Source organism: Streptomyces sp. NBC_00513 (assembly GCF_041431415.1).
In the GTDB taxonomy this organism is placed as follows: Bacteria; Actinomycetota; Actinomycetes; order Streptomycetales; family Streptomycetaceae; genus Streptomyces.
Genome location: NZ_CP107845.1, coordinates 3,680,035 through 3,705,946, shown reverse-complemented (window position 1 = coordinate 3,705,946; position 25,912 = coordinate 3,680,035). Strand labels below are relative to the sequence as shown.

25 protein-coding genes are annotated in these 25,912 nt (G+C 71.2%); 13 read left to right on the top strand and 12 right to left on the bottom strand.

Annotation, left to right across the window (positions count from 1 at the left end; all coding sequences use genetic code 11):
• Positions 1 to 56 precede the first annotated feature (56 nt).
• Together OHA84_RS17090 and OHA84_RS17085 are read left to right on the top strand one after the other, a co-directional pair.
• Positions 57 to 815, top strand: coding sequence for a MerR family transcriptional regulator (locus tag OHA84_RS17090; protein ID WP_053678483.1), 759 nt, complete (start codon positions 57 to 59; stop codon positions 813 to 815).
• A 141-nt stretch (positions 816 to 956) separates the two neighbouring features.
• Positions 957 to 1,661: a VTT domain-containing protein gene (locus OHA84_RS17085; protein ID WP_053678481.1), complete on the top strand. Its 705-nt coding sequence runs from the start codon at positions 957 to 959 to the stop codon at positions 1,659 to 1,661.
• Between the two features lie 140 nt (positions 1,662 to 1,801).
• Here OHA84_RS17085 and OHA84_RS17080 read toward each other — a convergent pair whose 3' ends face one another.
• Both OHA84_RS17080 and OHA84_RS17075 read right to left on the bottom strand, forming a co-directional pair.
• On the bottom strand, positions 1,802 to 3,448 hold the full coding sequence (locus OHA84_RS17080) for a threonine/serine exporter ThrE family protein (protein ID WP_266970966.1): 1,647 nt from the start codon (positions 3,446 to 3,448) through the stop codon (positions 1,802 to 1,804).
• A 246-nt stretch (positions 3,449 to 3,694) separates the two neighbouring features.
• Positions 3,695 to 4,189, bottom strand: a complete 495-nt coding sequence (locus OHA84_RS17075) for an inorganic diphosphatase (protein ID WP_008742522.1) — start codon at positions 4,187 to 4,189, stop codon at positions 3,695 to 3,697.
• A gap of 163 nt (positions 4,190 to 4,352) precedes the next feature.
• Between OHA84_RS17075 and dacB the strand changes: the two genes are divergently transcribed.
• From dacB to folE, 6 genes are all read left to right on the top strand, one after another.
• A complete protein-coding gene (gene dacB / locus OHA84_RS17070) occupies positions 4,353 to 5,777 on the top strand; it encodes a D-alanyl-D-alanine carboxypeptidase/D-alanyl-D-alanine-endopeptidase (protein WP_266970968.1) in 1,425 nt (474 codons plus the stop codon).
• Between the two features lie 52 nt (positions 5,778 to 5,829).
• Positions 5,830 to 6,975 carry a zinc-dependent metalloprotease gene (locus OHA84_RS17065; RefSeq protein ID WP_053678475.1) on the top strand — a complete coding sequence of 382 codons (1,146 nt, stop codon included), beginning with the start codon at positions 5,830 to 5,832 and terminating at the stop codon, positions 6,973 to 6,975.
• A gap of 350 nt (positions 6,976 to 7,325) precedes the next feature.
• On the top strand, positions 7,326 to 8,384 hold the full coding sequence (gene tilS / locus OHA84_RS17060) for a tRNA lysidine(34) synthetase TilS (RefSeq protein WP_053678473.1): 1,059 nt from the start codon (positions 7,326 to 7,328) through the stop codon (positions 8,382 to 8,384).
• Between the two features lie 68 nt (positions 8,385 to 8,452).
• Positions 8,453 to 9,013 (top strand): hypoxanthine phosphoribosyltransferase, encoded by a 561-nt coding sequence (hpt, locus tag OHA84_RS17055; protein WP_053678471.1) that lies wholly within the window; start codon positions 8,453 to 8,455, stop codon positions 9,011 to 9,013.
• Between the two features lie 248 nt (positions 9,014 to 9,261).
• Positions 9,262 to 11,292 (top strand): ATP-dependent zinc metalloprotease FtsH, encoded by a 2,031-nt coding sequence (gene ftsH, locus OHA84_RS17050; RefSeq protein ID WP_053678470.1) that lies wholly within the window; start codon positions 9,262 to 9,264, stop codon positions 11,290 to 11,292.
• Between the two features lie 94 nt (positions 11,293 to 11,386).
• Positions 11,387 to 11,995: a GTP cyclohydrolase I FolE gene (gene folE / locus OHA84_RS17045; protein WP_053678468.1), complete on the top strand. Its 609-nt coding sequence runs from the start codon at positions 11,387 to 11,389 to the stop codon at positions 11,993 to 11,995.
• A 239-nt stretch (positions 11,996 to 12,234) separates the two neighbouring features.
• Here the strand turns inward: folE and OHA84_RS17040 are convergent, their stop codons facing one another.
• The 6 genes from OHA84_RS17040 to OHA84_RS17015 all read right to left on the bottom strand — a co-directional run bounded on the left by OHA84_RS17040 (position 12,235) and on the right by OHA84_RS17015 (position 17,205).
• Positions 12,235 to 12,723 (bottom strand): DUF3180 domain-containing protein, encoded by a 489-nt coding sequence (locus OHA84_RS17040; RefSeq protein ID WP_053678466.1) that lies wholly within the window; start codon positions 12,721 to 12,723, stop codon positions 12,235 to 12,237.
• Between the two features lie 53 nt (positions 12,724 to 12,776).
• Positions 12,777 to 13,385 carry a 2-amino-4-hydroxy-6-hydroxymethyldihydropteridine diphosphokinase gene (folK, locus tag OHA84_RS17035; protein WP_053678464.1) on the bottom strand — a complete coding sequence of 203 codons (609 nt, stop codon included), beginning with the start codon at positions 13,383 to 13,385 and terminating at the stop codon, positions 12,777 to 12,779.
• Positions 13,382 to 13,741: a dihydroneopterin aldolase gene (gene folB / locus OHA84_RS17030; protein WP_053678462.1), complete on the bottom strand. Its 360-nt coding sequence runs from the start codon at positions 13,739 to 13,741 to the stop codon at positions 13,382 to 13,384. Before folB ends, folK begins: the two co-directional genes overlap by 4 nt.
• Before the next feature lie 130 nt (positions 13,742 to 13,871).
• On the bottom strand, positions 13,872 to 14,315 hold the full coding sequence (locus tag OHA84_RS17025) for a nuclear transport factor 2 family protein (RefSeq protein ID WP_078998882.1): 444 nt from the start codon (positions 14,313 to 14,315) through the stop codon (positions 13,872 to 13,874).
• A 28-nt stretch (positions 14,316 to 14,343) separates the two neighbouring features.
• A complete protein-coding gene (gene folP, locus OHA84_RS17020; RefSeq protein ID WP_266970975.1) occupies positions 14,344 to 15,216 on the bottom strand; it encodes a dihydropteroate synthase in 873 nt (290 codons plus the stop codon).
• 138 nt (positions 15,217 to 15,354) lie between these two features.
• Positions 15,355 to 17,205, bottom strand: coding sequence for a phosphatidylglycerol lysyltransferase domain-containing protein (locus OHA84_RS17015; protein ID WP_266970977.1), 1,851 nt, complete (start codon positions 17,203 to 17,205; stop codon positions 15,355 to 15,357).
• Positions 17,206 to 17,357: 152 nt separating this feature from the next.
• On the opposite strand from OHA84_RS17015, the gene OHA84_RS17010 reads away from it, so the two are divergent.
• Positions 17,358 to 18,467 (top strand): esterase family protein, encoded by a 1,110-nt coding sequence (locus tag OHA84_RS17010; protein WP_266948053.1) that lies wholly within the window; start codon positions 17,358 to 17,360, stop codon positions 18,465 to 18,467.
• Between the two features lie 108 nt (positions 18,468 to 18,575).
• Here OHA84_RS17010 and OHA84_RS17005 read toward each other — a convergent pair whose 3' ends face one another.
• Complete coding sequence (locus tag OHA84_RS17005) at positions 18,576 to 19,547, bottom strand: ABC transporter ATP-binding protein (protein WP_053678454.1); 972 nt, start codon at positions 19,545 to 19,547, stop codon at positions 18,576 to 18,578.
• Positions 19,548 to 19,714: 167 nt separating this feature from the next.
• Between OHA84_RS17005 and OHA84_RS17000 the strand changes: the two genes are divergently transcribed.
• From OHA84_RS17000 to OHA84_RS16985, 4 genes are all read left to right on the top strand, one after another.
• Positions 19,715 to 20,443 (top strand): ABC transporter permease, encoded by a 729-nt coding sequence (locus OHA84_RS17000; protein WP_266970980.1) that lies wholly within the window; start codon positions 19,715 to 19,717, stop codon positions 20,441 to 20,443.
• 3 nt (positions 20,444 to 20,446) lie between these two features.
• Positions 20,447 to 21,118 carry an ABC transporter permease gene (locus tag OHA84_RS16995; protein WP_053678453.1) on the top strand — a complete coding sequence of 224 codons (672 nt, stop codon included), beginning with the start codon at positions 20,447 to 20,449 and terminating at the stop codon, positions 21,116 to 21,118.
• A 64-nt stretch (positions 21,119 to 21,182) separates the two neighbouring features.
• On the top strand, positions 21,183 to 22,172 hold the full coding sequence (locus OHA84_RS16990; RefSeq protein WP_053678451.1) for an ABC transporter substrate-binding protein: 990 nt from the start codon (positions 21,183 to 21,185) through the stop codon (positions 22,170 to 22,172).
• Positions 22,173 to 22,284: 112 nt separating this feature from the next.
• A complete protein-coding gene (locus OHA84_RS16985; RefSeq protein WP_266970983.1) occupies positions 22,285 to 23,406 on the top strand; it encodes a hypothetical protein in 1,122 nt (373 codons plus the stop codon).
• A 20-nt stretch (positions 23,407 to 23,426) separates the two neighbouring features.
• On the opposite strand, the gene OHA84_RS16980 is transcribed toward OHA84_RS16985, so the two are convergent.
• The 3 genes from OHA84_RS16980 to OHA84_RS16970 all read right to left on the bottom strand — a co-directional run bounded on the left by OHA84_RS16980 (position 23,427) and on the right by OHA84_RS16970 (position 25,893).
• Positions 23,427 to 24,665 (bottom strand): S9 family peptidase, encoded by a 1,239-nt coding sequence (locus OHA84_RS16980; protein ID WP_266948042.1) that lies wholly within the window; start codon positions 24,663 to 24,665, stop codon positions 23,427 to 23,429.
• A gap of 85 nt (positions 24,666 to 24,750) precedes the next feature.
• The gene (locus OHA84_RS16975) at positions 24,751 to 24,966 is read right to left on the bottom strand and encodes a hypothetical protein (protein WP_053678446.1); all 216 of its coding nucleotides are present in this window, start codon (positions 24,964 to 24,966) and stop codon (positions 24,751 to 24,753) included.
• A 42-nt stretch (positions 24,967 to 25,008) separates the two neighbouring features.
• Positions 25,009 to 25,893, bottom strand: a complete 885-nt coding sequence (locus OHA84_RS16970; RefSeq protein WP_266970984.1) for an arylamine N-acetyltransferase — start codon at positions 25,891 to 25,893, stop codon at positions 25,009 to 25,011.
• Positions 25,894 to 25,912 lie beyond the last annotated feature (19 nt).

Sequence of the window (25,912 nt, the reverse complement as noted above, 5' to 3'; positions counted from 1 at the left end):
TCACGCCGCGTGAGGGACCACAGTGAGGGGCGTACTCGACCAGAGGAGCGGGAACGATGGGCCATTCCGTGGGCCAGGTCGCCGGGTTCGCCGGAGTCACGGTGCGCACCCTGCACCACTACGACGAGATCGGGCTGCTCTCCCCGAGCGGCCGCAACCACGCGGGGCACCGGCGGTACGACGACGCCGACCTCGACCGGTTGCAGCGCATCCTGTTCTACCGGGAGCTCGGCTTCCCGCTCGACGAGGTCGCCGTATTGCTGGACGATCCGGAATCGGACCCGAGGGAGCACCTGCGCCGCCAGCACGCCCTCCTGACCGACCGGATCGCCCGGCTCCAGCAGATGGCCAAGGCCGTCGAGCACGCCATGGAGGCGAAGAAGATGGGCATCGACCTCACGCCCGAGGAACGGTTCGAGGTGTTCGGGGACAAGGATCCCGAGCGGTACGAGCAGGAGGCGCGCGAGCGCTGGGGGGACACCGAGACCTACGCGGAGTCGCGGCGCCGGGCCGCCGGCTACACGAAGGACGACTGGAAGCTGATGCAGGACCAGGTGGCGGACTGGGGCGTCCGCTACTCGGCCCTGATGGACGCCGGCGAGCCGGCCGACGGCGAGCGCGCCATGGACATGGCCGAGGAGCACCGGCAGCACATCGGCACGTGGTTCTACGACTGCGGGTACGAGCTCCACACCTGTCTCGGCGACATGTACGTCTCCGACGAGCGGTTCAAGGAGTTCTACGACTCGATGCGGGCGGGTCTCGCCGAGCACCTGCGGGACGCGATCACCGCCAACGCCATCCGGAAGGCGTAGCCGGGGCACGGGCAGAAGTTCCCCGCCCGGTCCCCGCAGGTACCTGGAACCTGGCGGGGACCGTGTGCGTTCATAATTGGAACCACCCGTCCTGCCTCGTGTCCCCGCACACACCCCCCGATCCAGGAGATCCCGGAACTCGTGTACACGCTTGCGCTCGGCCCTGAGTGGCTGTCCCCGGAGTACCTGATCGGGCATTTCGGCCTGATCGGCATCCTGGTCATCGTCTTCGCGGAATCCGGCCTCTTCGCGTTCCTGCCCGGCGACTCCCTGCTCTTCACCGCGGGCCTGTTCGTCGCGAGCGGCGACATCAGCCAGCCGCTGTGGCTCGTGTGCACCCTGATCGTGGCCGCGGCGATCATCGGTGACCAGGTGGGCTACCTGATCGGCAAGTACTTCGGTCCGAAGCTCTTCAACCGCCCGAACAGCAAGGTGTTCAAGCGGGAGAATCTCGACGCCGCGCACGACTTCATGGAGAAGCACGGCCCCAAGGCGATCGTGCTGGCCCGCTTCGTGCCGATCATCCGCACCTTCGCGCCGATGGTCGCGGGCGCCGGCGCGATGAAGTACCGCACCTTCCTGACCTACAACGTCATCGGCGGCATCGCCTGGGGTGCGGGCGTCACCTGCCTCGGCTATCAGCTCGGCCAGTTCGACGTCATCAAGGACAACGTCGAGACGATCTTCATCGGCATCGTGCTGATCTCCGTCATCCCGGTGATCTTCGAAGTGCTCAAGGCCCGCAAGAACAAGGCGAAGGCCGGCGAGAGCGCCGCCCGGCCCGGCGACGGCGCCCAGGACGACCCGCAGCCCCCCGGTGGGCGCGGCCGGCACGCGAAGCGCTAGCCAACCCCGTGCGGACCCTCCCCGGACCCGCACACGGCCTCACAGGGCCGCGCACACGGCCCTCCCCTACGACGAACGCCCCGCCCGACCCTTCCGGTCCGCGGGGCGTTCGTCGTAGGGGAGGTCGCAGGGGGAGCGTTCTAGAACCCGCGCGTGCGCTTCGCGGCCCGGCGGTTGGCGGCGCTCGCGGCCCCCGGGATGCGCATGAAGAGCCGCGAGGCCTCCGACCCGAGGTTGACGCCGATCGCGATGGCCAGGGCGATGGCCGCGGCGTTCACCAGCGACCCGAGCCCCTCGTTGAACCGGTTCTCGGCGATCAGCAGCAGTCCGTAGTACGTGGCCGAGCCCGGCAGCAGCGGGCCGATCGCCGCCGTCGTGTAGGGCAGGGCGGAGGCGAAGCGGTAGCGGGAGAAGAGCTGCCCGAACAGGCCGACCAGCCCGGCCGCGATGGCCGTGGACGGCACGGGCGGGATCTCGCCCGCGTAGTGCAGGGCCCCGAAGGTGATCCAGGCGACGGCGCCGTTCAGCGTCACGATCAGCACAGTGGAACGTTCCTGCTGGAGCAGGACCGCGAACGTGAACACCAGCACCATCGACGCGGCGATCTGGATCAACGGCCGCTGGGTGATCTGGAGGACCTCGTCGGGGTTCGGCTGCGCGTCGAGCTGGAGCCCGATGTACAGCACGACCAGCACGCCCATGATGATGCCGATGAAGAGGTACATGACCTCCAGCAGTCGGGCCGACGCCGTGATGTAGTAGCCGGTCAGACCGTCCTGCACGGCCGCGACCAGGGCCCGCCCCGGCAGCAGCGCGAACAGCCCACCGGTGATCACCGCCGAGGCCTTGACGTCGATCTCGGCCAGCTTCAGCGCCACCCCTATCGCGGCGGGCGGCATCGCGGCGACCACGAACTGGTAGAACTCCGGCAGTCCGCGCCCCGCGCACAGCCAGGCCAGCCGGTCGCCCAGGACCGCCCCGATCGCGGCGGCCAGGAAGACCAGCACCCCACCGCCGACCAGGGTGGAGGCCGCCCCGGCGAGCAGCCCGGCGGACGCGGTGAGCATCCACCCGGGGTACGGGTGCCTGTTGCGGCGGATCTCGGCGAGGCGGCGGTAGGCCTCCTCCAACGAGACGTCCATCTCGTGGGCGCTGATGTCGTCCACCAACCGGAAGACGGCCGCCAGCCGGTTGTAGTCGGTACCGCGCCGGCGCACCGTCCGGTTCGCCGAGACCGGATCGTCCACCAGCGAGGGCTGGTGCGTCACGGACAACATGGTGAACGTGACGGTGGGCTCGCAGCGGTCCAGGCCGTAACTGCGGGCCACGGCGAACATCGCCGCCTCCACGTCCTCCGCCCCCTCGCCGCCGGCAAGCAGCAGCTCGCCGATGCGCAGCGTGAGGTCGAGCACGCGGCCCACGGCGGGCCCGGACTCGCTCACCCGCTGCACGGCCTCCGGCACGGGCCGCACGTCCACCGGCATGCGCAGCATCGTGCGCATCCGGTCCTGCCAGGGGGACTCCTTCATCCGCACCACGGGGAAGCCCTGGCCGGGCGTGTACGCCGGCGGGGACTGCGCGGCCGTGTACGTGTGCGGCATGGCGAACGCCGACCCCTCCGGTTCCGCGGCCACCGACGCCAAACCGTCCGGAACGGCGAACTCCGAGGTCGGCTGATCGTCCTCCGGCGCCTCCGCGTGTATCCCGGCGGGTGCCGTGAACGCACTGCGTGCCTCGTCGGATTTCGGCTTCCGGTCCTCGAAACCGACGCCCTCGCCCTCCGCCACCCGTCCTCCAGTCCATCGGCCGGCCCGTCCGCCGGCCTGATCATCAGTATGCGGAACGCGCCCGTCCACGGCGAAAGCGCCAAGCCGCGCCCCGACCCCGCCTGCCCGACTTTCCCGCCCGCACCCCGCCCGCACCCTGCCCGGGCGGGGGAACGACAGCGGGCGGCACCCCCTCCGAAAGGGGATGCCGCCCGCGATGTCATCGGGGTGCCGGGACGTCCCGACCACCCGTCACCGAGCCGAAGCTCAGTGGTGGCCGCCCTGGGCCTCAAGGCGCTTGTACGAGGCCTCGATCTCGGCCTCGGCCTCGGTGCGCCCCACCCAGTTGGCGCCCTCGACGGACTTGCCGGGCTCCAGGTCCTTGTAGACCTCGAAGAAGTGCTGGATCTCCAGGCGGTCGAACTCCGACACGTGGTGGATGTCGCGCAGGTGCTCGACGCGCGGGTCCGAGGCGGGGACGCACAGCAGCTTGTCGTCGCCGCCGGCCTCGTCCGTCATGCGGAACATGCCGATCGCGCGGCACTTGATCAGGCAACCCGGGAAGGTCGGCTCGTCCAGGATGACCAGGGCGTCCAGCGGGTCGCCGTCCTCGCCGAGGGTGTTCTCGACGAAGCCGTAGTCGGCCGGGTAGCTGGTCGAGGTGAAGAGGCGACGGTCCAGACGGATCCGGCCGGTCTCGTGGTCCACCTCGTACTTGTTCCGCGAACCCTTGGGGATCTCGATGGTGACGTCGAACTCCACGTCCTGCTCCTCCATGATCAGCTTCATTGCTTCGGGACTGCGTTGACTCACCTGCGTGCGCGTCCGATCCAGCCCTGCCGGGTGGGGTGCCATGCTCGCGGCAAGACGCAGTGGTTAAGTGTCCCTCACGCATAAGTGTGATCGCGAAAGGGGCTGGTCCGAGGTGCCATTGGACAAGACGTGGCAGCTCATCGCGGGGTCGGCCGCGGCCGGCCTCGCCCTCTCGCTGGCGACGGTGGCCGCCGCCGGTCCGTGGGACTCCGGCCAGCGTAAGGCCGAGCGGGACAGGGCCGCCTCCTGGAGCCGTACGGGTGGCGCAGATCACGCCGCCGGCGGCCTCCCGCAGGCCGCGCCGAGCGCACCCGGGGTACTGGCCGGGATCGGCCGGACGCCCCGACAGGTGACCGCGGGCGGCCCCGGACTGCCCGAGGCCCTGGAACCGCTGCTGGCCGACCGCGGGCTCGGCGACCTCCGGTCGGCCGCCGTGGTGGACACCGCCACCGGCCAGGTCCTCTTCGAATCCCGCGCGCGCGAGGCCATGACCCCCGCCTCCACGGTCAAGATCGCCACGGCCGCCGCCGCCCTGGCCGCCCTCGGCCCCGAACACCGGATCCGCACCACCGTCGTCCCCGGCCCCGGACCAGGGCAGATCGTGCTCGTCGGCGGCGGCGACCCCTCCCTCACCGCCAAGAAGAAGGCACCGGCCGGCTCCGGCGGCAGCCTCGTCGCCCTCGCCGCCGACACGGCCCGCGCCCTCAAGGCCGCCGGGACGACCACCGTCACCCTCGGCCACGACGGCTCGCTCTACAGCGGCCCCACCCGCCACCCCATCGGCGTCAACGACAACATCGCCCCCGTCACCGCCCTCATGGCCGACGAGGGCCGCCCCGACGACTCCGTCTCCGGACCCGTCGACCGCACCGAGGACCCCACAGGCGACACCGCCCGCGCCTTCGCCACCCTCCTCGGCGAACGCGGCATCAAGATCACCGGCGAACCCGCCGAAGCCAAGGCCCCCGCCGGGGCCAAGCCGCTCGCCACCACCCTCTCCACCCCCCTCGGCGGCCTCGTCGAACGGATGCTGACCAACAGCGACAACGACATCGCCGAGGCCCTGGCCCGCCAGACCGCCATCGCCTCCGGACAACCCGCGAGCTTCGAAGGCGGCGAGAAGGCCGTCGCCGCCCGGCTCGCCGCCCTCGGCGTCGACGTCACCGGCGCCCGCTTCGCCGACGGCAGCGGCCTGGCCCGCGCCGACCGGGTCACCACCGCCCAGCTCACCGCCCTCCTCGCCAAGTCCGCCGACCCCGAGCGACCCGAGCTGCGGTCGGTCCTCACCGGCCTGCCCGTCGCCGGGTTCTCCGGAACCCTGCGCGCCCGCAACGCCGGGAACTCCCCGGCCGCCGGCCTGGTCCGCGCGAAGACCGGCACGCTGAGCGGCGTCAACGCCCTCGCCGGCACCGTCGTGGACCCGTCCGGACGGTTGCTCGCCTTCGCGTTCCTGACGGCGAACAGCCCCGACCCCGCCGCCGCCGAGAAGGGCCTCGACAAGCTGGCCGCCACCGTGGCGGGCACATCCGGGCCGTGACCGCGCCCCTCGGGGGGATCCGCCGCGGCGCCGGTCCACGTACGGTTGACGCATGACGAGCATCGGTGGTGTGGAGATGGTCGACTGGAACCTCGCGGTGGCGACCGCGACCCGGCTGGTCCGGCCGGGTCCGGAAGTCAGCCGCGACGAGGCCCGGGCGGTGGTGGCGGAACTCCGCCGGCACGCCAAGACCTCGGAACGGCACGTGCGCGACTTCACCCGGATGCTGCCCGACGGCGCCGAGGTGCACGACACCCCCGTCCTGGTCGTCGACCGGGTCGGCTGGGTCAAGGCCAACGTCGCCGGCTTCCGCGAACTGCTCGGACCCCTGCTCGGCAAGATGCAGGAGCGCCGCGAGGGAACCCCCGGCGGCTCCGTGCTCGGCGCGTTCGGCGGCAAGGTCACCGGCGTCGAGCTGGGCATGCTGCTCAGCTTCCTGGCCTCCCGGGTGCTCGGCCAGTACGAGACCTTCGCGCCGGCGGGCCTCGACCTGCCGGGCTCCGCCGCCGGCGGCGGCCGACTGCTGCTCGTCGCGCCCAACATCGTGCACGTGGAACGCGAGCTGGAGGTCGACCCGCACGACTTCCGACTGTGGGTCTGCCTGCACGAGGAGACGCACCGTACGCAGTTCACGGCCGTCCCGTGGCTCCGCGCCCACCTGGAGGGCGAAATCCAGACGTTCCTCGGTGCCACCGAGATGGACCCGATGACCGTCCTGGAACGGCTCCGCGAAGCCGCGCAGTCCTTCGCGGGCGCCCGACCCGACGCCGAAGGCGGCGATGAGGGCCGCTCGCTGGTCGAGCTGGTACAGACCCCGGAACAGCGGGAGGTACTGGGCCGACTCACCGCCGTCATGTCCCTGCTGGAAGGCCACGCCGACTTCGTCATGGACGGGGTCGGCCCCGACGTGGTGCCCTCGGTCGCCGAGATCCGGGAGAAGTTCCAACAGCGCCGGGCCAGCGGGGCCGGCCGACTCGACGCCACCCTGCGCAAGCTGCTGGGCCTGGACGCCAAGCTCCGCCAGTACCGCGACGGCGAACGGTTCGTCCGGGCGGTCGTCGGCCAGGTCGGCATGGACGGCTTCAACCGGGTGTGGACCTCCCCGAACACGCTGCCGACCAAGGCGGAGATCGCCAAACCCGCGGACTGGGTGGCCCGGGTGCACGGCAAGGGAAGCGAGGACGGCGGAGCGGAGTGAGCCCGCGGCGCACCGGACGCTCGGGGCGTCGGGGATCGCCCACCGGGCGGGCCGGTGCGGCCGGGAGCACGGTGGCGGGTCCTGATACCCGACTCACCCGCCCGACAGGCTTGAAATTGTCCCGTTGGGGGAAACAGCGTCACCCGTCCGAGGGACCGTGGGCCGTGGAAGGGCGTGCGATGCTCAGGGAACGGCTCGGTTCTGTCACCATCGACGCACTCTGAGTGACAACCGGTACTCGCCGGAGGCTCCTCGCGGAGATCCCCGGCCGATCCACCGGCACCACCGAACACCCCTGCGCACCACCCCAACGCCTCCGAGGCATCCGAACTCCACGAAGGGCACCGGACATGGGTCCCCATCCTGCGGTCGCGGCGATACGCCTGGCGGTCCGCCGCGTACTCCACGACGTCCTCACCGACCTCACCGATCCGATCCAGCCACACCCGACCGGCAGCCCCGCCGACGGACGCACCGCGCCCGGCACCCCGCCGCTCGTCCTCGTCGCCTGCTCCGGCGGCGCCGACTCCATGGCCCTCGCCTCCGCCCTCGCCTTCGAGGCCCCCAAACTCGGCATCCGCGCCGGCGGCGTCACCGTCGACCACGGCCTCCAGGCCGGCTCCGACCTGCGCGCCGCCGAAGTCGTCAGCCGCATGACCGCGCTCCGCCTCGACCCGGTGGAGTCCGTCGCCGTGCGCGTCGGCCGTGACGGCGGACCCGAGGCCGCCGCCCGCGACGCCCGCTACGGAGCGCTGGACGCCACCGCCGACCGGCTCGGAGCCGCCGCCGTACTGCTCGGCCACACCCGGGACGATCAAGCCGAAACCGTCCTGCTGGGGCTCGCACGAGGCTCCGGCACCCGCTCCCTCTCCGGCATGGCCGAGAAGTCCGGCGGACCCGGCCGCACCAACCGCTACCGCCGCCCCTTCCTGGGAATCGACCGGCAGACCGCCCGCAAGGCCTGCATGGTCCAGTCGCTCCCCGTCTGGGACGACCCGCACAACATCGACCCGGCCTACACGCGCTCCCGGCTGCGCCACGAGGGACTGCCCGCCCTGGAGAAGGCGCTGGGCAAAGGGGTCGTGGAGGCACTCGCCCGCACCGCCCAGCTCTCCCGCGACGACGCCGACGCCCTCGACGCCTGGGCCGCCGACGCGGACGCCGGCGTCCGCGACGCGGACGGCCGCCTGGAGTGCGCGAAGTTGTACGCGCTGCCCCCCGCCGTCCGTCGCCGCGTACTGCGCAGGGCCGTGGTCGCCGCCGGCTCCCCCGCAGGCTCCCTCTTCGCCCGTCACATCGAGGAAGTGGACCGGCTCATCACCGGATGGCGCGGTCAGGGCGCCATCAACCTGCCCGGCCGGGTCGAGGCCCAGCGGCAGGGTGGCAGACTTGTCATTCGGCAGGGCTGATCGGTGCTGAAACGCGGCTGAGCCTCCGGAGGCACCCACCTCCGGAGTCGCGGCCGACAACGAAAGTGATGCGGGTGGACGAGAAGGACATGGGTTCCGACCTCGAGTCGGTGCTCATCACCAAGGAAGAGATCGACGCGAAGCTCGCCGAGCTGGCGGCGAAGATCGACGCGGAGTACGCGGGCAAGGACCTGCTCATCGTCGGTGTGCTCAAGGGCGCGGTGATGGTGATGGCGGACCTGGCACGCGCCTTGTCCACCCCGCTCACCATGGACTGGATGGCGGTGTCCTCCTACGGCGCCGGGACCCAGTCCTCGGGCGTGGTCCGGATCCTCAAGGACCTCGACACCGACATCAAGGGCAAGCACGTCCTGATCGTCGAGGACATCATCGACTCCGGCCTGACGCTGTCCTGGCTGCTGTCGAACCTGGGCTCGCGCGAACCGGCGTCCCTCCAGGTCGTGACGCTGCTGCGCAAGCCCGAGGCCGCCAAGGTCGCGATCGACGTGAAGTGGGTGGGCTTCGACATCCCGAACGAGTTCGTCGTCGGATACGGCCTGGACTACGCGGAGAAGTACCGCAACCTGCCGTTCGTCGGCACGCTCGCCCCGCACGTGTACGGCGGCTGACTCCGACGGCCGCACGCGGCCGCGTCCCGACGCGGGCGCGGCTTGCCCCGACCCCTCCCGGGGAACCGACAGGCAAACCCGGGGAACCTGGAGGCGATTCCCGCCGTTGGAGCAGGGGAAGGTGGGTCTGTCAGCCGTCCCGCGAGGCCGCGGGTGACAATACAGGGGTACATTCCGAAGAACAGTCTTTACTCACAGCAGCATTTACCTACGGGCAGGAGGGACGGGGTGCCTAGCGCCCCGTATGGATGGACGTGAAGCGATACTTCCGTGGGCCGGTCATGTGGATCGTGCTGGCCGTCCTCGCCGTGGTCGTGTTGATGAACGTCGTCGGCTCCGGCGGCGGCTACAAGTCGGTGGAGACCAGCGAGGTCATCAAGGCGATCAACAGTGGCCAGGTGGAGAGCGCCAAGCTCACCACCGGTGACAGCCAGATGATCAAGATCGAGCTGAAGAAGGACCAGAAGCTCGGCGACAACGACGGCACCAAGTTCCAGGCCAACTACATCGGGGACCAGGGCGTCCAACTCGCCCAGAACCTCCAGACCAAGTACGAAGCCGGTCAGATCCCGGACGGTTACACCGTCTCGCCGGACAAGACCAGCCCGTTCCTCAGCGTGCTGCTCTCGCTGCTGCCCTTCGTCCTCATCGTGGTCGTCTTCCTGTTCCTGATGAATCAGATGCAGGGCGGTGGCTCCCGGGTGATGAACTTCGGGAAGTCCAAGGCCAAGCTCATCACCAAGGACACCCCGAAGACGACGTTCGCCGATGTGGCGGGCGCGGACGAGGCCGTCGAGGAACTCCACGAGATCAAGGAGTTCCTCCAGGAGCCGGCGAAGTTCCAGGCGGTCGGCGCGAAGATCCCCAAGGGCGTGCTGCTCTACGGCCCGCCCGGCACCGGAAAGACCCTGCTCGCGCGTGCCGTCGCGGGCGAGGCCGGTGTTCCCTTCTACTCGATCTCCGGTTCCGACTTCGTCGAGATGTTCGTCGGTGTCGGTGCCTCGCGTGTCCGCGACCTGTTCGAACAGGCCAAGGCCAACGCTCCGGCGATCGTGTTCGTCGACGAGATCGACGCAGTCGGCCGGCACCGCGGTGCGGGTCTCGGCGGCGGTCACGACGAGCGTGAGCAGACCCTCAACCAGCTGCTCGTCGAGATGGACGGCTTCGACGTGAAGGGCGGCGTCATCCTGATCGCCGCCACGAACCGACCCGACATCCTCGACCCGGCACTGCTGCGCCCGGGCCGCTTCGACCGGCAGATCGCGGTCGACCGTCCCGACATGCAGGGCCGTCTGGAGATCCTCAAGGTCCACCAGAAGGGCAAGCCGGTCGCCCCGGACGTCGACCTGGGCGCGGTCGCCCGTCGCACGCCCGGCTTCACGGGTGCCGACCTCTCCAACGTCCTGAACGAGGCCGCGTTGCTCACGGCCCGCTCGGACAAGAAGCTGGTCGACAACCACGCGCTGGACGAGGCGATCGACCGTGTCGTGGCGGGCCCGCAGAAGCGGACCCGGATCATGTCGGACCGGGAAAAGAAGATCACCGCGTACCACGAGGGCGGACACGCCCTGGTCGCGGCGGCTTCCCCGAACTCCGACCCGGTCCACAAGATCACGATCTTGTCCCGCGGTCGGGCCCTGGGTTACACCATGGTCCTGCCCGACGAGGACAAGTACTCGACCACGCGCAACGAGATGCTCGACCAGCTGGCGTACATGCTGGGCGGGCGCGCGGCCGAGGAACTGGTCTTCCACGACCCGACCACCGGTGCGGCGAACGACATCGAGAAGGCCACGGCAACGGCCCGCGCGATGGTCACGCAGTACGGCATGACCGAGCGTCTCGGTGCGATCAAGTTCGGCGGCGACAACACCGAGCCGTTCCTCGGGCGCGAGATGTCGCACCCGCGGGACTACTCGGAAGAGGTCGCGGCGCTGGTCGACGAAGAGGTCAAGAAGCTCATCGAGACCGCGCACAACGAGGCCTGGGAGATCCTGGTCGAGAACCGCGACGTTCTCGACAACCTCGTCCTCGCGCTGCTGGAGAAGGAAACGCTGAACAAGGAGCAGATCGCCGAGGTCTTCTCCACCATCGTGAAGCGTCCGGCCCGCCCCGCGTGGACCGGTTCCTCCCGCCGTACCCCCTCCACCCGTCCGCCGGTGCTCTCTCCCAAGGAGCTCCAGCTGACGAACTCGGCGAACGGCACCTCGGCGGCGACGCCGGCCGTGTCGGTGGACAAGGACCCGGAGCCCTCCCCGGAGGAGCGTCCCGAGGCCTGATCAGTCCCGGAATGGATGCCGCGCCCCCCAGGTTCTAGCCTGGGGGGCGCGGCACTTTCACGTGCGCGTGTGCGTAGACAGGAACGAGGAAGAGATGACCGACCCAGTGACCCTGACCGGTGGCGAGGGCACGATCGGCGAGTTCGACGAGAAGCGCGCCGAGGCGGCCGTCCGGGAACTCCTGATCGCGGTCGGCGAGGACCCGGACCGCGAGGGCCTGCTGGCGACCCCGGGACGGGTGGCGCGGGCGTACAAGGAGATATTCGCCGGTCTGCGGCAGCGCCCGGAGGACGTCCTGACGACGACCTTCGACCTCGGTCACGACGAGATGGTCCTGGTGAAGGACATCGAGGTCATGAGTACCTGTGAACATCATCTGGTCCCCTTCCACGGCGTGGCGCACGTCGGCTACATCCCGTCCACCGACGGCAAGATCACCGGCCTGTCGAAGCTCGCCCGCCTGGTGGATGTGTTCGCCCGCCGTCCTCAGGTGCAGGAACGGTTGACCACCCAGATCGCCGAATCGGTCATGGAGATCCTGGATCCGCGGGGGGTCATCGTGGTCATCCAGTGCGAGCACATGTGCATGACCATGCGTGGGGTCCGCAAGCCGGGCGCGAAGACCATCACCTCCGCCGTCCGCGGTCAGCTCCGTGACCCGGCGACGCGCAACGAGGCGATGAGCCTGATCATGGCTCCCTAGCTGGATTGTCAAACCTGCCCGAAAACGTCGTTGATCAGACGATTGGCTCTGATCAGGGGGGTCGGGATGGGCGGGCTGCCAAGCAACCAGATCGTGAACGGTGTCGCCGGCGCGGCTCGGGCGAGAGACATCCGTGCCGGTGATCGGCTTCGGCGACTCGCATCCGCACTTCCTGGTGAACGGGCACGTGGTGGGGGCCGAGGCCTGACGGCCGGACCACGGGCCCCGGACCCCGGGCCTCAGGCCGGGGCGGGAGCCTCGGGGGCGGTGTCGTCGTCCTCCGGGAGCTTCAGGACGTGTTCCAGGAACAGGGCGGCGGCGATGACCGCCGCGCCCGCCAGGACCGAGCCGCCCGCGTACCAGGCCTGGTCGCGGCGGGCGGGCACGTCGAGGGCGTCCGTCAGCAGGAAGACGCCGACGCCGCCGTACATGCCCGCCACGAGGGCCGCGACCAGGGCGCTGGCCTGTCCGAAGACCACCGCGCGGGCCGCCATCAGGGGCTCCACGCCCTTGGCTCCGGGGCGGCGCTCGCGCTGGGCCTTGAGCCGGGCGCGCATCGACAGGGCCGTCGCGAAGAGCACCACGGCGATGACCGCGAGCACGATCGGGGCGGCCAGGGGGACGCCCGGCAGCGTGCCGTAGGAGTTCCAGAGCCGGGCGCCCGCCCAGGACAGCACCCCGGCGACCAGGAAGATGCCCGCCAGGACCGCCGGCCTCAGTTGCTTCACGTACCCGTTCCCCGCTTTCCGCACCGATTCGTCAGCAGTGAACAGGCTAACGACTAGTCGGGGAGGTGGAGTTCCAGGTCGGGTCGCGGCGTGACCCCGGTGAGGCCGATTCCGGCCAGCAGGGCGGCGACCGCGCCGCGGCCCGGGAGCTGGGCCTCAGGGTCGATGTCGTGCCAGGGGGCCAGCACGAAGGCGCGCTGGTGTGCCCGCGGGTGCGGGAGGGTGAGGACGGGGTCCTCGGAGATCACGTCGGCGTACGCGACGATGTCGACGTCGATGGTGCGGGGCCCCCAGCGTTCCTCGCGGACGCGGTCGAAGGCCTCTTCGATGGCGTGCCCGCGCTCCAGGAGCGAGGACGGCGGCAGGGTGGTCTTCACCGCGATGACCGCGTTGAAGTACGCGGGCTGCGAGCCGGGCTCGACGCCCCACGGCTCGGTCTCGTAGACGGGGGAGACGGCCTTGACCCGCAGGCCGGGGGTGTCCCCGAGGGCGTCGATGGCGCCCTGGAGGGTCTCCAGCCGGTTGCCGAGGTTCGCGCCCAGCGCGACCACGGCCCATTTCGGGTTGGACAGGGTGACGTCCGCCGCGTCGACCGCCTCGACTACGGAGGCGGGCACCGGCTGGACGGTGGGGTCGCTCTGGGCGTTCAGTCCGTTGTTCATGCGCGGCTCCGGGTGATCGTGATGGTCACGTCGTCGAAGGGGACGGTGATCGGCGCGTCCGGCTTGTGGACGATGACCTCCACCTGCGCCACCGCTTCGTGCTTCAGGCACTGCTGGGCGATTCGCTCGGCGAGCGTCTCGATCAGGTCGACGGGCTCTCCCTGGACCACATCGACGACTTCTTCCGCGACTACCCCGTAGTGCACGGTCTTAGCCAGATCGTCTCCGGCCGCCGCGGGTCGGGTGTCGAGGTGGAGCACCAGGTCCACGATGAAGGTCTGGCCTTCCTCGCGTTCCCGGGGGAAGACGCCGTGGTGCCCGCGAGCCTTGAGGCCGCGCAGCGCGACACGATCCACGCGAATCACTCCAACTTTCGTAGGTGCATCCGCCCCGGGACTCCCCGGGGCCATGGGCCTACGCCGAGTGCGGTCGGCGTCGTCCGCCTTCGAATTTACCTGCGATGTACGTCGCCCCCCGCCCTTGGGGTCAGTCGGAGTCCTCTTCGTCCTCATCTTCGGAGTCCGTAAGGACCGGTGAACCGTGGTGGGACCAGAGCCGCCAGCCCTCCGGTGTGCGTCGGAACACATTCGTGGCGACGACCAGCTGGCCGACCAGGGGACCCAGTTCGCCGCCGTCCTCGGCGGGGCCGCCGCTGAGGATGTTCTCGGTGCAGCTGACGAGCGCGGTGTCGCCTATGACGGTGACCTTGGTGTCGGTGAGGAAGAACTGGATGTACTCGGTGTGGGACATGATCAGGGCGTAGGAGCGCAGGACCTCGCCCCGCCCCGACAGCACGGGCCAGCCCGGGTGGACGCAGGAGATCTCGTCCTCCAGCCAGAGCGCCGACAGTGCGTCGAAGTCCCCCTGCTCCATGGCCTCGTAGAAGGCCGTGTTGACCTCTTCGACGGCTTCGATGTCGGTACGGCTCACCGTGCTCCTTCCTTGTCGGTACGACGGATCACAGTGCCCCTTCCACCGCACGGGCCACCCGAACCGCGTCCGCGGTCGCCCGTACCTCGTGTACCCGTACCGCCCAGGCGCCCTGGTGGGCGGCGATGGCGGACACGGCGGCCGTGGCGGCGTCGCGTTCGCGGGCGGGCGGTGGGGCGGCGCCGTCGGCGCCTGCCAGGACCCGGCCGAGGAAACGCTTCCGCGAGGCGGCGACCAGCAGCGGGAAGCCCAGGGCCCGCAGCTCGCGCAGGTGGGCGACCAGGGCCAGGTCGTGTTCGGCGTTCTTCGCGAAGCCGAGGCCGGGGTCGACGAGGAGCCGCTCGGGGGCGATCCCGCCGGCGACGACGGCGTCGATCCGTTCGCGCAGTTCGGCGGTGACCTCGGCGACGACGTTCTCGTACACGGCCAGGTTGTTCATGCCGGCGCTGAATCCGCGCCAGTGCATGACCACGAACGGCACCTCGGCGGCGGCGACGGCCGGGATCATGCCGGGGTCGGCGAGCCCGCCGCTGACGTCGTTGACGAGTACGGCGCCGGCCGCGACGGCCCGGGCGGCGACCTCCGCGCGCATGGTGTCGACGGAGACGGCGATCCCCTCGGACGCCAGCCCGCGGACCACGGGGACGACCCGGCGCAGTTCCTCGGCGGCGTCGACGCGGGAGGCGCCGGGGCGGGTGGACTCGCCGCCGACGTCCACGAGGTCGGCGCCCTGCGCGACGAGGTCGAGGCCGCGCTTGACCGCCGCGGTGGTGTCGAACCAGCGGCCCCCGTCGGAGAACGAGTCGGGGGTGACGTTGACGACGCCCATGACCCCGCAGCGATCCCACTCCGGCAGGCCTGTCACCCGGCCCCTGGCGGTGACCCCGTGGTTCGTGTTCATGGGTCCAAGAGTAGAGCTGACCTGGATATGACAGGGCTCCGAGACGTTTCGGCCCTGTGTCGAGGGGCCCGCGGAAAGCGGACGGCCCCGCCCGGGTGGGGGCGGGGCCGTCCGGGGCGCGGTCGGGTCCGGGCGGGCTCAGGCCGCCTGGACCTCGCGCTCGGCCTGGGTCGGCACCTTCGCCATCTGGTGGTGGGCGCAGTCGCGGACCGGCTTGGGGCGGCGGCGGCCGGCGAACAGCCGGGGCAGTGCCAGCGTGACGAACCCCTCGGCCTGCATCGCGGCGAAGCCGATGCGGGGCAGGTCGCGGGTGTGTCGGAAGACGACGAAGCGGGGTTCCCAGCGGGGGCGGAACTTCGCGTTGAACTTGTACAGGGACTCGATCTGGAACCAGCGGGACAGGAAGACCAGCAGGCCGCGCCACATGCGCAGCACCGGGCCGGCGCCGATCTTCTCGCCGCGGGCGAGGGCCGAGCGGAACATCGCGAAGTTCAGGGAGACCTTCTCGATCTTCAGTGCGGGGGCGGCCTCCAGGGAGGCCACGATCAGGAGTTCGTTCATGCCGGGGTCGGCGGCCCGGTCGCGGCGCATCAGCTCCAGCGACATGCCGTCCTTGCCCCAGGGGACGAAGTGCAGGACGGCCTTCAGGTCGCCGAACGGGCTGGTGTCGCCCTCCTCCTCGCGGTGCGCGGTGGCGATGAAGCAGTCGCCGTCGCCCGGGTCGCCGACCCGGCCGAGGGCCATGGAGAAGCCGCGCTCGGTGTCGGTGCCGCGCCACGCGTCGGCGGCGCCGCGGACCTGTTCGAGTTCGCGTTCGGTGAGATCGCTCACCCGGCGCACCTTGGTGGTGTAGCCGTTGCGCTCGATGCGCTTCACCATCTGGCGGACATTGCGCATGGCGCGGCCGGAGAGGGAGAAGTCTTTGACATCGACAATCGCCTCGTCACCCAGCTCCAGGGCGTCCAGACCGGTTTCCCGGGTCCAGACCTCGCCCCCGGTCTCGCTGCAGCCCATGACGGCCGGGGTCCAGGAGTGGGCCTTGGCCTCCTCCATGAAGCGTTCGATGGCGCCGGGCCAGGCCTCGACGTCGCCGACCGGGTCGCCGGAGGCGAGCATCACGCCGGAGACGACGCGGTAGGTGACGGCGGCCTTGCCGCTGGGGGAGAAGACGACGGCCTTGTCGCGGCGGAGCGCGAAGTGGCCGAGGGAGTCACGGCCGCCGTGCCGGGAGAGCAGCTCGCGCAGCTTGGTCTCGTCGTCGGCGGTGAGTCGCGCGGCCGGGTGTTCGGGGCGCAGGGCCAGGTAGATCGTGGTGACCGCGGTGAGCATGCCGAGCGCGCCGAGGGAGTAGCCGACGGTCCAGGAGACCCGGCCCGCGTACTCCACGGGGCCCTCGATGCCGAAGAGGCCGTACACGACGTGGCTGATCTGCTCGTAGAGGCTGGGGTCGCCGACGACCTTGCCCGGGTGGACGTTGACGATGACCAGGCCGAGGCCGATGGAGCCGGCGCTCATCAGCACGAAGTTGGCCAGCGCCTTCCAGCGGCTGCGCGGGTCCGGCAGTGCCTTGAACTCGTTCTGGTGGCGCAGGAGCAGGGCGAGGAGCACCGCCGCGATGATCACGCCGATGACGGAGTGCCGGTAGGTGAACTGCGCCACCGCGCCGGCGGGGAGCAGGACGACGGAGGCGCGCCAGGCGCGCCGCTTGTGCCGCTTGAGGCCGTGGGCCAGCAGCAGGAGCAGGACGCCGGCGCTGATGGAGAGGGCGGCGGCGAACGGGCCGAGGGAGCCCGGGAGCACCTCGGTGACCGCGTGGAACCTGCTGTGTCGGAATCGCGGGAAGACTCCCGCCGCGATGTCCAGAAGGCCGACGATCATGACGGCCGTACCTACCAGGCCGGGTACCGACTCCGGCCGTGGGCCACGGAGGATTCGGCGCACCCCGCTCGGAACCTGTCCCGACTTATCGCCATCTATCCTGCTAGACATCGCTTCCCGTTGCTCCGCGAGAGATCATGTGGCCGAAGGCCGCAACAGCCTCCGGGGTGTGGTGCGTCCATTAGGACGACATCGACGGGGAGCGGGTTCACTCTTCCGTCGGAAATTTCCCGTCCTGCCATCAGAAAGACGACTGACTGCTCATGGGTCTCACCAGTAATACGGTTCTGGTCCTGGCCATCATCGCCGGCGTGGTGCTCTTCGCGCTCACGCTCTGGTTCTGGCCTCGGCTCTCGGGCCGCACCTGGCGCGCTTACGTGGGCCGGGTCGGTCTCCTGCTCGCCACGCAGTTGGCGCTGTTCGCGGCGGTGGGACTCGGAGCCAACAAGTCGTTCCTCTTCTACGGTTCCTGGGCTGACCTCTTCGGTCAGGAGACGTCGATCGGCAAGGTCGTCGACCACTCGATGAGCAGCAAGGACATCAAGGTCGTCGACAAGCAGAAGCTGGACGTCCCCGGCGGTGGGAAGCCTCAGGTCGGTGGTCAGATCCTGAAGGTTGCCATAACCGGGCAGAAGTCGAGGATAACGAGCCCCGGGTACGTGTGGCTGCCGCCGGAGTACTTCCAGCCGCGGTACAAGGACCAGAACTTCCCCGCGTCGATCGTGCTGACGGGCTACCCGGGCACCGCCGAGAACCTGGTCAAAGGGCTCGACTACCCCATGAAGGCCTTCAGCCTGTCCAAGGCGGGCAAGATGAAGCCGATGATCCTGGTGATGCTGCGCCCGACGATCGCGCCCCCGCGTGACACCGAGTGCGTCGACATACCCGGCGGCCCGCAGACCGAGACCTTCTTCGGCCAGGACCTGCCGCAGGCGATCCAGAGCACCTTCCGGGTCGGCAAGAAGCCGCAGAACATGGGCTTCATCGGCAACTCGACGGGCGGCTACTGCGCCCTGAAGATCGCCGCGCACTACCCGCAGACCTTCGGCGCCGCCGCCGGCCTCTCCGCGTACTACGAGGCTCCCGACGACCCGACGACCGGTGACCTGTTCCACGGCGACGACAAGCTGAAGAAGCGCGCGGACGTGCTGCACAGCATGCGGAACAAGAAGCCGGCCGGTACGTCCTTCCTGGTCACCAGCAGTGAGAAGGGCGAGCCGAACCTCGGTGACACCAAGAAGTTCATCAAGCTGGTCAAGGGGCCGGACCGGGTCTCCTCGATCATCCTCGACAGCGGCGGCCACAACTTCAACACCTGGCGGCGCGAGATCCCGCCGATGCTGACGTGGATGAGCGGCCGCATCCAGGCCTGACCGCCTCCAGGCCTGACCATCTCCGGCCTGATCGCCCTCCGGTGTCACCGTCCGAGGCGTGACCGGCCCCGGCCCGACCGCCTTCCGGTCGGGCCGGGGCTGGTCCGGTCAGGCCTCCTGAAGTCGGGACCGGCGCAGCGCCCGGTGCACGCCCTCCGGGGTGAGTACGCCGACGAGCGCGCCGGAGTCCGGGTCGGTGACCCCGACGCGGCCCTCGTCCTCCTGGAGGAGGGCCGCGAGGGCCTCGCGGAGACTCGCCCCCAACGCCACCGTGGCCGCGGGGGCTTTTCCGTGCGCGGGGTCCTGTTCCGCGAGGTCCGCGGTCTCGACCGGGGTGACCGCGAGGCGCTTGAGCCCCCGGTCCGTGCCGACGAAGGAGGCGACGTAGTCGGTGGCGGGGGCGGCCAGCACGGTGGCGGGCTTCGCGAACTGCTCGATGGTGCCGGTCCCGTAGACGGCGATCCGGTCCCCGAGCCGGATGGCCTCCTCCAGGTCGTGGGTGACCAACAGGATCGTTTTGCGGACGGTCCTCTGCAGGGCCAGGAACTCGTTCTGGAGCCGCTCGCGGACCACCGGGTCCACCGCGCCGAACGGCTCGTCCATCAGCAGCACCGGCGGGTCGGCGGCCAGGGCCCGGGCCACGCCGACCCGCTGGCGCTGCCCGCCGGAGAGCTGCTCCGGGTACCGGCCGCCGTACACGGCCGGGTCGAGGCCGACCAGTTCCAGCAGCTCCGCCGCGCGGGCGCGGGCCTTGGACTTCGGGGTGCCGAGCAGGTGCGGCACGGTCGCCGTGTTCTCCAGCACCGTCTTGTGCGGGAACAGGCCGACCTGCTGGATGACGTAGCCGATGCGGCGGCGCAGCTCGACGGGGTCGGCGGCGGCGATGTCCTCGCCGTTCACCAGGATCCGGCCCGACGTGGGCTCGATCAGCCGGTTGACCATCTTCATCGTGGTCGTCTTGCCGCAGCCGGACGGGCCGACCAGGGTGACCAGCTCGCCCTCCGCGACCTCGAAGGAGAGATCCCGGACGGCCGTCGTCCCGTCGGGGTAGCGCTTGGTCACTTGCTCGAATCGGATCACCGGACCATCCTTCCTCACGCGCGGGTGCCGTTTGTGAAGGGCATGTTGCCCGACTGCGAAGGATTCCGGCCATTGTCGGTGGCTGGGGTTAAGGTCGGTCTGACCAGGCCCTCGGGTCGGACGCGTGTGCGATGACGGGCTGACGGAGCGAGGCGGGGGTGAGCGGCATGGCCGGGCAGAGCTGTCTGGTGGCGAACGACTGGATCTGTTGGGAGTACGTCACCTCCCGCTCCCAGGAGCTCACCGACGCCACCGTCGAGCACATCTGGATCACCGGTCTGTCGGTGGTCATCGGGCTCGTCGTGTCCGTTCCGCTCGCCCTGCTGGCCCGCCGCGGTCGCGGCTGGGCGGCGCCCGTGCTCGGTCTGACCACCCTGCTCTACACGGTTCCCTCGCTCGCCATGTTCTCCCTGCTGCTGCCGGTCTTCGGGCTCTCGGCCACGCTGGTGGTGACCGGTCTGGTGCTGTATTCGCTGACCATCCTGGTCCGCAACGTGCTGGCCGGCCTGGAAGCGGTCCCCGACGAGGTGCGGGAGGCCGCGCGCGGCATGGGGTACGGCTCGGGCCGGCTGCTGTGGCAGGTCGAACTGCCGCTGGCGCTGCCGGCGCTGCTCGCGGGGGTCCGTATCGCCACGGTGTCGACGGTCGCGCTGACGACCGTGGGGTCGATCGTGGGCAAGGGCGGTCTGGGCAACCTGATCGCGCCGGCCGTGAACAGCTCCTTCAAGGCCCAGGTGCTGACGGCCTCGGTGCTGTGCGTGCTGCTCGCGCTGGTGGCGGACCTGCTGCTGCTCGGGGTCCAGAGACTGCTCACGCCCTGGACCCGGGCTTCCGCGCCCGCTCCGAGGAAACGTTTCTTCACGCGGGCTCCGGCACCCGTCGCCAAGGAGGTCTGAGCCATGGGCGTACTGGGCGAGGCCTGGGACTGGCTGGCCGACGGTGCCAACTGGGCCGGCGAGAACGGTGTCTGGCACCGGCTCGGCGAGCACGTGTACGTCAGCGGGATCGCCCTGGCCGTCGCCTGCGCGGTGGCGCTGCCGATCGGCCTGTGGCTCGGCCACCTCGGCAAGGGCGGGGCCCTCGCGGTGAACGTGTCCAATGTCGGCCGGGCGATCCCCGTCTTCGCGGTGCTGGCCCTGTTCATGGTCTCCCCGCTGCGCAGCGCGGGGTACCTGCCCACCATCGTCGCGCTCGTCCTGTTCGCCATCCCGCCGCTGCTGACCAACGCGTATGTGGGTATGCGCGAGGTGGACCGCTCGGTGGTCGAGGCGGCGAGGGGGATGGGCATGTCCGGGACACAGCTGTTCCTGCGCGTGGAACTGCCGCTCGCGCGCGGACTCGTCATGACGGGGCTGCGCTCGGGCGCGGTCCAGGTCATCGCCACCGCCACCATCGCGGCCATGGTCGGCCAGGGCGGTCTGGGCCGGATCATCACCGCCGGCTTCAACACCTTCGACACCGCCCAGGTGGTCGCCGGCGCCCTTCTGGTGGCGCTGCTGGCCCTGCTGGTGGAGGGCGTGCTGGTGGCCGTCGACCGGCTCCTCCTGCGGCGCCCGTCGGTGGCCCGCTGAGCCCTGCCGCCGGCCCCGTCACCTCTTTTCCTTCCCGCTGTACTCACTCCCTGGAGGAGCAACCATGAGCAAGTCCACGCGCGTTCTCGGCGCGGCACTGGGCGCGGTGGCCCTGACCGTCTCGCTCGCCGCGTGCGGTGGCGACAGTCTGGAGAAGGCCAAGGACGGCGGCTCGTCCGCCCCGGCCTCCTCCTCGGGCGGGGGCGCCAAGGGCAAGCTGGTGGTCGGCGCGGCCGGCTTCACCGAGTCCAACGTGCTGGCGGAGCTGTACGCACAGGTCCTGAAGGACGCCGGCTACTCCACCTCGATCACCACGGTCAACAACCGTGAGCTGTACGAGCCCTCGCTGGAGAAGGGCGAGATCGACGTCGTCCCGGAGTACGCGGCCACCCTCGCCGAGTTCCTCAACGCCAAGGTCAACGGCAAGGACGCGCCGAAGGACAAGCCGGTCGCCTCCAGCGACGCGGCGGCGACGGTGGCGGCGCTGGAGAAGCTCGCGACGCCGCTCGGCATCAAGGCGCTCCCGGCGGGCGAGGCGGTCGACCAGAACGCCTTCGCGGTGACCAAGGAGTTCGCCGAGAAGAACAAGCTCAAGACCCTCTCGGACCTGGGCAGGTCGGGCCTGAAGGTGAAGATCGCGGCGGGCGACGAGTGCACCGTCCGTCCCTTCTGCGCGCCCGGGTTGGAGAAGACGTACGGCATCTCCGTCGCCGGCATCGACCCCAAGGGCGTCGGCACCCCCCAGTCCAAGCAGGCCGTCAAGGACGGTGTGGACCAGCTGGTGCTGACCACGACCACCGACGCCACGCTCGACTCCTTCGGCCTGGTCCTGCTGGAGGACGACAAGAAGCTCCAGAACGCCGACAACGTCCTGCCGGTGGTCAACGCCAAGGACGCGGGCGCCCCGGAGGTCGCCGCCGCGCTCGACAAGCTCACCAAGGCACTGACGACGGCGGACCTCGTCGACCTCAACCGCAAGGTGGACGCGGAGCGCGCGAAGCCCGCCGATGTGGCCAAGGCGTACCTGGAATCCAAGGGTCTGCTGAAGAAGTAGCCCCACAGCAAGATCAGTTACGCGATTGATGCGGAAATGACGGGTAACTGCCCGGCAAGAGATTGCCGGGCGGCTTCCCCACACCCCACCTACTCCCTGTAAATTTCAGGCCATGCCCCGTGGACGCCACCGCAATCCAGAACCCCTGCACCGACTGCTCACGCCGACGCTCGTCGCCGGTGTCTCCGTGGCCGGCGCCGGCGCGGCCTGGCTGCTCGCGGGACCCGAAGGCGGCGCCGCGTGGCGCCTCCTCGTGGCCCTCACGGCCGCCTCGGGCCTGGCCGGCGCCGTCGTCATGCGCTCCTGGGACCGCTCGGCCGGCCGCCGGGTGGCCGAACTGACCCGAGAACGGGTCAAGGACGAGTGGAAGACGGACGAGCGGATAGCCGAGCTCGAATCCGACCTCGAGGAAGCCCGCATGCTGCGCGCCAGGCTCGACACGAAGCTGCGCGCCAAGCGGGTCGAACTCGCGGGCCTGCGCGGCGAGCACGCCGCGTTGCTGCGCCGGTACGCCACCGCCGAGACGGAGCGGGCCACCGCCCTCGAAGGGCGCCGACTGCTGGCCATCGAGGCCGCCTCGGGCCCGGGCGCGCCCAAGGAGCTCCCGGCCCCGTCACAGGAGCGCACCGCCGCCGGGGCGCCGACCGCGATCGGCTACGCCCGCGCCAACGCGGCGATGGCGGCGTTGGTGCGCAAGGGCCGGGAGCGGGCCGAGGCGCGCCCCAAGGCCCTGGCGCCCGGCGCCGACCCGACCCCGGGCGCCGACCCGACCCCCGGGGCCCCGACCCCCGGCGCCCGCACTTCCGGCGCCGCGCCCGCCGGCGCCCCGGCCGCGACGTCCGGTGCGGCCCGTACCACCGAGGCACACGGCCGTACGGCGGCCGGTGACCGGGCGTCCGCCGTTCCGGCGCGGCGGCCGGCGGCGACCGTGGCCCCGTACACCGCCCCGAGGCGCTCCGCCTCGCGCGTCGAGGGCGGCTTCGACTTCTTCGGCACCAAGAACGCCGCGCAGGCCCGTGCGGCGATCGAGGCCGTGCAGAACGAGGACCTCGCCGACGTGGTCGGCGCCGAGGTCCTCGCCGTGCACAAGGCGGAGACCGTGCGCGCGGCCGGCGACCCGGAGTTCAAGCCGGTGACCCCCGAGCACCGTGCGGTGGGCCAGGTCATCGACCTGACGGAGCACGACGAGACCGAGCCGATCGACGTGGTCCGGCTGCGCACCGCGATCTCCTAGGCCCTGATCCGCGAGGCGCCCTACGACAGCGCGTCGAACCAGCGCACCACCTGGGGGGCCGACCTGAGGGCCGTCGTGAAGTGGTCCGCGTCCGGGCCCTGGTCGACGACCTTCGCCCGGACCCCGCGGCGGGCCAGGTCGGCGGCGCAGGCACGGGAGTTGGCGATCGGCACGTCCGTGTCGGCGCCGCCCGCGTAGAGCCGTACCGGCACGTCCGGCTTCCAGTCGCAGGCGCCGTCGTTGGCCCGCAGGGCGGTGCGCAGGGCGCCGCGCGGGGCGCGGACGTTCTCGGACCAGGCCGGGGTGAGCAGTTCCTCGGGGGTCGCGGGCAGCGCGGCGACGATCTCCTCCTCCGGGTGCGTCCCGTCGAACAGGCCCTCCACCATCCGCGCGTAGGGCGGGCGGAACACCTCGGCCGGGTCCTTGTAGAGCGGGTGGAGCCTGTTCTGGGCCGTCAGGAAGTACGAGAGGTAGAAGACGGCGGTGCGCGGCGCGACCCGGCCGTCCGCGATCCCGGGTATCTCGGACCCCGACAGGTCGTAGGGGCCGGCCATCGGGGCCAGGGCGCGCAGCCGCAGTCCGTCCCGGCCCGCGGAGAGTTCGCGGCCGACGGCCATGGCCACCTGGCCGCCCTGGGAGAAGCCGGTGGCGTACACGTCCCGGGTCACGGGGCGGCCCAGCCGGTCGGCCGCGGTGCGGGAGGCCTTGAGCATGTCGACGGTGGCGGTGACGGCCGAGCGGGTGTCCATGTAGGGGTGGGGTCCGGTGCCGCCGCCGAGGCCGAGGTAGTCCGGCGCGGCGACGGCGCGGCCGGCCGAGGCGTGCAGGTACGGGGTGAGCCGGTTGTAGCCCTTGCCCCCGCTCGGCGCGCTGTCGCGGTGGGCGACGGTCCCGTGGGTGTCGGACACCAGGTCGGGCCGGGCCGCGCCGCCGCGCGGCAGGACCAGCAGCCCGGTGGCCGTGGTGGGGCGGCCCTTCGGGTCGACGGTGGCGTAGGTGATCCGGTACGCGCGGACGCCGTACCGGACGCCCGCGGTGTCGACCCCGAGGGCGCCGAGCTCGGCGGTGACGCCGGCGCGGTCGAGGGTGTCGACCGGGGTGACGGAGATCAGGGCGCCCCGGGCGGCCGGGGCCCGGACGGCGGCGGTGGGCGAGGCGAGGGCCGCCGGGGCGGCTGCCGCGCCGAGGACGGCCGCGAGGGCCACCGCCGCGGCTCCGCGCCGCAGCCGGCGCTTGTTCTGATGCGAGGTCGTCGTCATGTCCCGAACGCTAGGACCCGGTCACGATCCCCGACATCCCGTATTCCCCCGGCGGTCGAGGGGGCTACCCCCCGGCAGGGGCGTCTCAGAACAGGGGGAGTTGCCCCGGGTTCGGGCCCAGGACGAAGCCGTCCAGGGTCGGCGCCGACGCGCCGAGCACGACGCGGGCGCGAGAGCCGGGGCAGGACACCAGGTCGCCGCGTCCCCGGCCGTCCGGCGGGTCGTGGCGGGCGATCCGGCCGGCGGTGACGGCGCAGTCGCGGCCGCAGGTGGGGCAGGCCCTACGGGGGGAGTGGGACATGCCCCAAGTCTGCACCCTCGCACCGACAACGTGGGCCCGGTGTCAGCCCACCCGCGACGCGGGCGCGGTCCGCGCCGACGGCTCCTCCCGCGACTCCCGCCACGTCTCGTGCGCGCGGTCGACCCGCTCCCACAGGTCCGCCCGGTCCCGCGCGCTCAGCTCGTCGAGCGACCGCCCGAAGACGCCGGTCAGCACGTCGAAGAACTCCTCGGGCGTGTGCAGTTCCCGGTCGGTCGTCCCCGCGAGGGGGTCGATTCGGCTCAGGACGCGCCCGCGCAGGGCGTCGATGCCGTGCGCGTCGCGCCGCAGCATCGCGAAGGTGCGTACGAAACCGGAGTCCTGCGCGGTGGACAGCCGCAGGTGCTCGGCCTCGAAGTCGGCCATCGTGGCGGGGGCCGAGCGGAAGTTCATCACGGGGAAGGGGCCGTCCGGGTTCCGGTACGTCCAGCCCGGTCCCTCCCCGTCGAGCGGGACGAGCGGCTCCAACGCGTACCGGAAGTGCCCCCGTTCGAAGGTGCCCGCGCGCAGCGGCAGCGGGTCGTGGGGCCCGTCGCCCAACCCGGCGTCCACGAAGAACGCGGCCCCGTCCACTCGCACGACCAGCGCGAGGTGGTCGCCGTTGACGCCCCGCGCGTCGGGCTCCTTGTACACGCCGCCGACATGGCGGGTCACGTCGTAGCCCAGTGCCTCCAGGAGCGTGGAGAAGGCGCCGTTGAGGTGGAAGCAGTAGCCGCCCAGGCCCGCCGCGAGCCGGCGCACCGACAGCGCGGGGTCGATCCCGGGCGGCCGGCCCAGCTGGATGTCGATGTTCTCGTACGGCACGCGCTCCAGGTGGGCCCGCTGGAGGGCGAACAGCCCCTCGACGGAGGGCGCCGCCGGCTCGACGCCGAGCCGGCGCAGGTAGTCCACGCACATGTCGGTGATCATGTGATCACCCTAGACACGA